Raw genomic sequence first — 6,101 nt, forward strand, 5'->3', positions numbered from 1 at the left:
CCTCAGCCTCCCACGGTCTGCAGGATGCTGCAGGCCCCGCATGCAGCACACCCGGCGCCCTGATCGGCACCGGCCATGCCGATCGACTCCAGGTGCCGCCCGACCTCCCGACTGATCTTCTCCACCAGCGCGGGATCCGGGGCCGGGGCGCCGTCCACATCCACCGCGAGCGTACCGGCATGCGGACGGAACGGCACCACAAAGGGATACACGCCCATGTCGGCGAGCTCGTTTGCGCCGGCGATCATCTCGTCCGGGTTCTCCCCGAGGCCGACGAGCAGATAGGTGGACACCCGGTTGCGGCCGAACACGCGCACCGCCTCGGCCCACGCCGCGCGATACTCCGACAACGGCACCGTCGACTTGCCCGGCATCCACCGGCGTCGGACATCGTCGTCGAGTGATTCGACGTGGATGCCGATCGCATCGGCACCGGCTTCGTACAGTTCGGTGATGGTGGCGAGATCGGCCGGTGGCTCACACTGCACCTGGATCGGCAGCTCCGGCACCGCGTCCTTCACCGCGCGGACACAACGCGCCAGATGCCGTGCGCCGCGGTCCTTCCCGGCGGAGGTCCCGGTGGTCATCACCATCTGGGCCACGCCGTCCAGATCGACTGCGGCGCGGGCCACCTCCGCGAGCTGTTCGGGTCGCTTGACCGCGACGGTGGTATCCGATCGCAACGACTCCTCGATGGAGCAGAACCGGCAGCGCTGATCCTCGCCGTAGCGGATACAGGTCTGCAGCACGGTGGTCGCGAGTACGTTGCGGCCGTGGAGCTTTGCGATCTTCTCGTACGACACACCGTCGGCGGTGTGCAGATCGTAGAACCGTGGACGCCCGATCACGCCGATGTCGAGGCCGACGTCGGTCCCGTCCCGGAAGACGCGGTTGCCGTCGAAGACGAAGGGGCTGTCGGGGTTCCGGGGGATGGCGGCATCGAAGCCGTCGACGACGAGGTGGCCGTCGTCGGTGGGTCCGGCACCACCGGTGCGGTTGAGTGGCGGTGTGCCCCGGAATCCCAGAAGAGCGAGGTCTACACGGGTGGAGGTGGTCATGATGCGTTCTCCGATCGGGTGCGGGCCGAATACGGTGCGGGGCCCGTCCCGCAGCCGGACAGTGCCCGCCTGCGGATCTTTCCCGCATCGTTGCGGATAGGACTGTGGGTCAGCAGGATCTGGGTCGGTACCAGCTCATCGCCGAGCTGGGCGACGATGATCCGGTGGATGTCGTCGGGAAGCCGATCGGCGTCGGCGATATCCACCAGGACGGCCACACCGGTGGGGCCTTCGGTGGTGCCGAGGGAGAAGGCGACCGCACCCCGGACGTCGGGGTGGGCTTCCACGGCAGCCTCGACGTCGGCGGGGTAGACCGTGCGGTCCGGTAGCCGGATCGCATCGGCGGCACGCTCCATCACGTACAGCCAACCGTCGTCGAGGTGGCCGAGATCGCCGAGGGTGTCCCATCCGTCCGCGGTGCGCCGGGATGCGGCACCCAGATACCGGTAGGCGGGGTGATCGCCTCGGCGCAACCAGATCTCGCCGATCTCACCGTCGTCGGCGCCGGTACCGTCGGGGCGTCGGATGGCGATCTCGGTGCCACCGATCGCACGGCCCACGCTTCCGGGGTGGGCGCGCCAGTCGTGGCCACCGATCATGGTGAGTCCGTTGGACTCCGAGCCGGCGTACACCTCGACGACGCGGTCGGCTCCCAGCCAGTCCAGCAGTGCCCGTTTGTCGGGGATCGGACACCGGCCGCCGATGTGCAGCACCGACTCCAGCGAGGACAGGTCGTGACGGGCCCGCTCGGTGGCCGGGAGCCGGAGGAGTCGCCGGATCGACGGCGGTGACAGGACGGTCCAGGTCACCCGGTGCCGCTGCACGGCGGCGAGGAACCGGTACTCGTCGAAGCCGGGTTCGATCACCACACGATGTCCGGCGGTCAGTCCCCGGAACGCGTAGGTGAAGGCGGTGGAGTGCCACAGCGGTGCGGTCACCAGTTGTGTTGCCTCACGCGGGATGAACGCGGCCACCCGAGCATCGGGATCGACCAGTGCAGGGGACGCCGAGAGCACCACCTTGGGAGTTCCGGTGCTGCCCGACGACGCCGGGGCCTTCCAGCTTCGTGCCCAGTTATCCGGTAGCGGACGTACCGACCCCGTTGACGCCGACTCGCCGTCGACGAGGACGACACCGGGCGCGAGGGCCGCACCGCCGATCACGGCCCGGGGTCCGGCGAGGCTCTCGAGCATGTGCCGTTCGGACCGGTCGAGTGCCGGATCGATCGGCATCGGGGTGGCACCGGCACGCCAGATCGCGAAGCAGGCCACCACGAATGCGGTCGAGTTGGGCAGCAGCACCTCCACCAGGTCGTCGCGCACTACTCCCGCGTCGAGCAGCGTCCGCGCAAGGCGGGTGGCTGCGATGTCCAACTCGCGGTAGGTCATCGGACCGGTGGGGTCGATGACCGCGATGTCGGACGGTCGGGAGACGGCCTGATCGGCGAGCACCGATGAGATCGAACGACGGGTCATGGCTGATCACCTCCGGGCCGGGCTGGACTACTGGCCCGATGCCAGCAGATGGGTCGAGAGCAGATGCGGCCTACGCGGACTCGTCGATTCGATGATCTTGTCGGCGAGATGTCGGGCGTCCCGGTCGATGCCGAGGAATCGTCCCGACCCCCAGGTGTGCATCCACGGGAGACCGATGAAGCTCAGTCCCTCCACCTGGGTGATGCCGCGGGTCTGCATGGGCCGGCCGGCGCCGTCGAAGGCCGAGGCCTCGATCCACCGGTAGTCGGGGTGATATCCGATCGCCCAGATGATGCTGGTGATCCCGGCGGCGGCGAGGTCGAGTCGGGCGGGTTCCTCGTCGGGGGTCCAGACCGGTTCGTAGCGTGTCGGTTCCGGGGCGTCGATGCCGATGGTCGCGATGTGGCGGTCGATGTCGGCGCAGATCGAGTTGTACACCGAGTCGGCATGATCGAGACTCTCGGTCAGCGTCGGGGCGAACTCGAGTGTCGAGTCCTTGCCGCCGGTGAGGAGTCCGTAGAGCCGCATGCCCTCGAGGGCGAACTGTCGCAGGTCGACGTCGCGGCCGCCGTCGCGTCCGGTCACATAGTGGTTGGTCTTCTCCTGGGCGGCCTTTCCGCCCGGATACTCCTGGGTGGGTGTGTCGTAGAGACCCATGTCGGCCAGCCAGGTCATGCAGTCGCGGCCCCGGTAGGTGCGGGCGACCCGTGGGGCGTTGCCGATCGCGAGGTGTACCTCGCGCCCGGCGAGATGCAGGTCCTCGGCGATCTGTGCACCGGACTGGCCCGAACCCACCACGAGCACCGCCCCGTCGGCCAGTTGCTCGGGACTGAAGTACTCCTCGGAATGAATCTGTGCCACAGCCGGATCGAGCGCCGAAGCATACGGCGGGATCACCGGCAGCGGATATCCGCCGGTCGCGATCACGACCTGGTCTGCGGTGAGGATCTCGTCGCCGTCGTCGGTGGTCAGCGTGAGTTCGAAACCCGCAGTGTCGGTGTGGCGGATCCGCGAGACGGTGGTGTGTTCGCGCAGCGGCGGGGTGAATGTGGTCAGCCAGTCCGACAACCATGACACCACCTCGTCGCGGGTCATGAACCCGTCGGGTTCGGGTCCGTCGTAGGCGTGGCCGGGCAGGCGGCAGTGCCAGTTGGGTGTGACCAGGGTGAAGTTGTCCCATCGCTTCGATGCCCAGGCGTGCATCGCGGTCTGCGATTCGATGACGACGTGGTCGACGTCGGCTTCGCCCAGATACCAGCTGACCGCGAGGCCGGCCTGACCGCCGCCGATGACGGCGACCGGGATGTGAGTAGGGGTATGAGCGTGTGTGCCCATGATGTCTCCAAGGAGGGAAAGTGTTGTGTGGAAAGGGATATCGGTGAAGTCGTGACGCCGGTCAGGCCGGCAGGGGCGGATACATCGAGATGATGTCCACCGTGGACTGATCGTCGTAGCGCTGCGCCGCGGTGTCGATGGCCTCGGCACTCGCGGCCGCCGACGTGCAGGCGAAGCCGAACTTCGCCCGTACACGCTCGGCGGCCTCACCCAATGCGGTGGTGGCGCGGGTCCGGAACTCTCCGACGGTGTAGGTGGTGCCGATCTCGAGGTGGTCATGGATCACCAGACTCGGCGAATAGCATTCCTGCACAGCGCCGTCGGGCCACCGGACACTGAAGGTCATCTCAGGCATGGGCCAACGCCCGCCATTGTGCTCCGGTGGAGGCATCGGTGTCGGTCTCGGTGAGCAGACCGTAGGCGTCCGGGCGGCGGTCGCGAAGGTGGAACATGCCGGCCCGCATGGTGCGGAAGGTGCCTTCGATGTCGATGTCGGCGACGGCCATTCCCTCGTCGAGGAGGGTGGTGTCGAGGATGTTGCCGCCGGGGTCGACGATCTTGGCGTTGGCGACGTAGCGCAGTGAGCCGAAGGTGCCGGCCTGGTTGGATGCGATCCAGAAGACCTGGTTGTCGAGGGCGCGGGCGGTGTCGAAGAGGTTGAAGCGGTAGGTCCAGCGGTCGTCTTGCAGGTTCTCGGCGGTGGCGGTGCGTGCGGCGGGCCAGGCGGAAAGGCTGGCGATGATCTCGGCGCCCTTGAGGGCCATGACGCGCGCAGCCTCGGGAAACGCTTTGTCGTAACAGATCTGGAGTCCGACGCGACCGATGGGGGTGTCGAAGACATCCCAGTCTGTTCCGGATGAGTAGGACATGTTCTCGCCGAGCGGCTGGTGGACCTTGCGGTAGGTGCCGTAGACGTGGGTGCCGTCGAGGATGGCGGCGGCGTTGTAGCGGGTGTGGCCGTCGTCGGCGAGCTCGCAGAATCCGATGGCGACGACCATGTTGCCGATGATCGATTGCACGCGTGCGATTTCGGGACCGTCGAGGCGGATGGCGGGGGGTAGTGATCGGGTGGTGTTCTTGATGGTGTCGCCGTGGTTGCCGAGGCTGGAGAGGTAGCCGCCGATGGCGGCTTCGGGGAAGACGAGGAAGTCGACTCCCTGGGCGCGGGCCCGGGCGACATGGTCGGTGATGGCTTGGTAGTTCTGTTCGAGGTCGCGGGTGAAATTGGCTGCGACAGTGGCGATTGTGGTCATGGTGGCGTCGTCTCAGACCATGTAGGTGGAGTTGATGATGGCGCCCTTGCGGGAGTAGTGGATGATGGCGTCCTGGACGTCGAGGGGGTGGGCGGGGATGACGCCTTCGATGAGGTCCTCTTCACGTCCGCCGTGGAGTGCGAGCCCGAAGCGGCAGCAGAAGACGGTGCCGCCTTCGGTGATGAAGGTTTCGAGTGAGTCGTTGATGTTCTGTTCGCCGGGGAAGCCCGAATCGCCGGTGGTGGGGAAGCCGCGGGTGGCAAGGCAGTTGATGGCGCCGGGGCCGTAGAAGTAGATGGCGGATTCGAAGCCCTTGCGGAGGGCCCGGGTGGCCTGGAGTACGGCGACGAAGCTGACGGAGGATTCGTGGGCGATACCGTGGACCAGGGTGAAGTAGGACTCACCGTTCTCGGCCTTGTAGTCGGGGAAGATCTTGGTTCCGCCGTAGATGTTGGTGCCCTTGGGGAGTGAGGGGTGGGGGATCTCGCCGAGCGAGGTGGCGATGTTGGCGGTGATGGTCTCGTCGAATGCAGACATGGATGCTCCTGTGCGTGGACAGCGCGGACGGGTGATAATGGTCAGGCGACAGTGCCTGAAAGGCTTGGTGTTCGGGGCGACGTCGGTCCGAACGGGGTAGCGTTCGCTACGTCATCTAGTTCACGCCCGAGGTGTTTCGTAGTGGTTACGGACGGAATAAATGGGGAGCCGATCTGCGTAACATGAGTTGCGCCTTCTACGATGATTGAGCCGGGACCGAGTCGGAAGGGCGAGGACCCGAGTCGAAATCTCCGCAGCCGACGATGTCCCCAACAACCCCACAGGTGAACCCGAACCCCCAGGGTGAACAGCTTTAGCAAACTATCCACAAGTATTGTTCTACTTGCGAATTCGGACGGGTATCGCCTATACGTTCGCTACAATGGAACACATGCAGGGGGAGCTGGAGACCATTCTCGACGCACTCATCGATTGTCGTTTCT

The 6,101-nt window shown here is 66.3% G+C and carries 6 protein-coding genes; all 6 read right to left on the minus strand.

The annotated features are described in order from the left end of the window. Positions 1-2 precede the first annotated feature (2 nt). Positions 3-1,058, minus strand: a complete 1,056-nt coding sequence (locus GD1_RS17145; protein WP_059038482.1) for an MSMEG_0568 family radical SAM protein — start codon at positions 1,056-1,058, stop codon at positions 3-5. Beyond that, positions 1,055-2,533 (minus strand): AMP-binding protein, encoded by a 1,479-nt coding sequence (locus GD1_RS17150; protein ID WP_059038484.1) that lies wholly within the window; start codon positions 2,531-2,533, stop codon positions 1,055-1,057. The genes GD1_RS17145 and GD1_RS17150 overlap by 4 nt, the downstream gene beginning before the upstream one ends. A 27-nt stretch (positions 2,534-2,560) precedes the next feature. Further along, the gene (locus GD1_RS17155; protein WP_059038486.1) at positions 2,561-3,868 is read right to left on the minus strand and encodes an MSMEG_0569 family flavin-dependent oxidoreductase; all 1,308 of its coding nucleotides are present in this window, start codon (positions 3,866-3,868) and stop codon (positions 2,561-2,563) included. Between the two features lie 61 nt (positions 3,869-3,929). Further along, entirely contained in the window at positions 3,930-4,223 is a 294-nt protein-coding gene (locus GD1_RS17160) for an MSMEG_0570 family nitrogen starvation response protein (RefSeq protein ID WP_053776568.1), read from the minus strand. After that, the gene (locus GD1_RS17165) at positions 4,216-5,121 is read right to left on the minus strand and encodes a carbon-nitrogen hydrolase family protein (protein ID WP_059038487.1); all 906 of its coding nucleotides are present in this window, start codon (positions 5,119-5,121) and stop codon (positions 4,216-4,218) included. The genes GD1_RS17160 and GD1_RS17165 overlap by 8 nt, the downstream gene beginning before the upstream one ends. A gap of 12 nt (positions 5,122-5,133) precedes the next feature. After that, complete coding sequence (locus tag GD1_RS17170) at positions 5,134-5,658, minus strand: MSMEG_0572/Sll0783 family nitrogen starvation response protein (RefSeq protein WP_020789596.1); 525 nt, start codon at positions 5,656-5,658, stop codon at positions 5,134-5,136. Positions 5,659-6,101: the final 443 nt, after the last annotated feature.

The organism is Gordonia desulfuricans NBRC 100010 (genome assembly GCF_001485495.1).
Taxonomy (GTDB): Bacteria; Actinomycetota; Actinomycetes; order Mycobacteriales; family Mycobacteriaceae; genus Gordonia; species Gordonia desulfuricans.

Bases quoted from the DNA above. Each gene is read 5' to 3' on its own strand.
- GD1_RS17145 (WP_059038482.1), bottom strand. From the start codon at position 1,058: ATGACCACCTCCACCCGTGTAGACCTCGCTCTTCTGGGATTCCGGGGC.
- GD1_RS17150 (WP_059038484.1), bottom strand. From the start codon at position 2,533: ATGACCCGTCGTTCGATCTCATCGGTGCTCGCCGATCAGGCCGTCTCC.
- GD1_RS17155 (WP_059038486.1), bottom strand. From the start codon at position 3,868: ATGGGCACACACGCTCATACCCCTACTCACATCCCGGTCGCCGTCATC.
- GD1_RS17160 (WP_053776568.1), bottom strand. From the start codon at position 4,223: ATGCCTGAGATGACCTTCAGTGTCCGGTGGCCCGACGGCGCTGTGCAG.
- GD1_RS17165 (WP_059038487.1), bottom strand. From the start codon at position 5,121: ATGACCACAATCGCCACTGTCGCAGCCAATTTCACCCGCGACCTCGAA.
- GD1_RS17170 (WP_020789596.1), bottom strand. From the start codon at position 5,658: ATGTCTGCATTCGACGAGACCATCACCGCCAACATCGCCACCTCGCTC.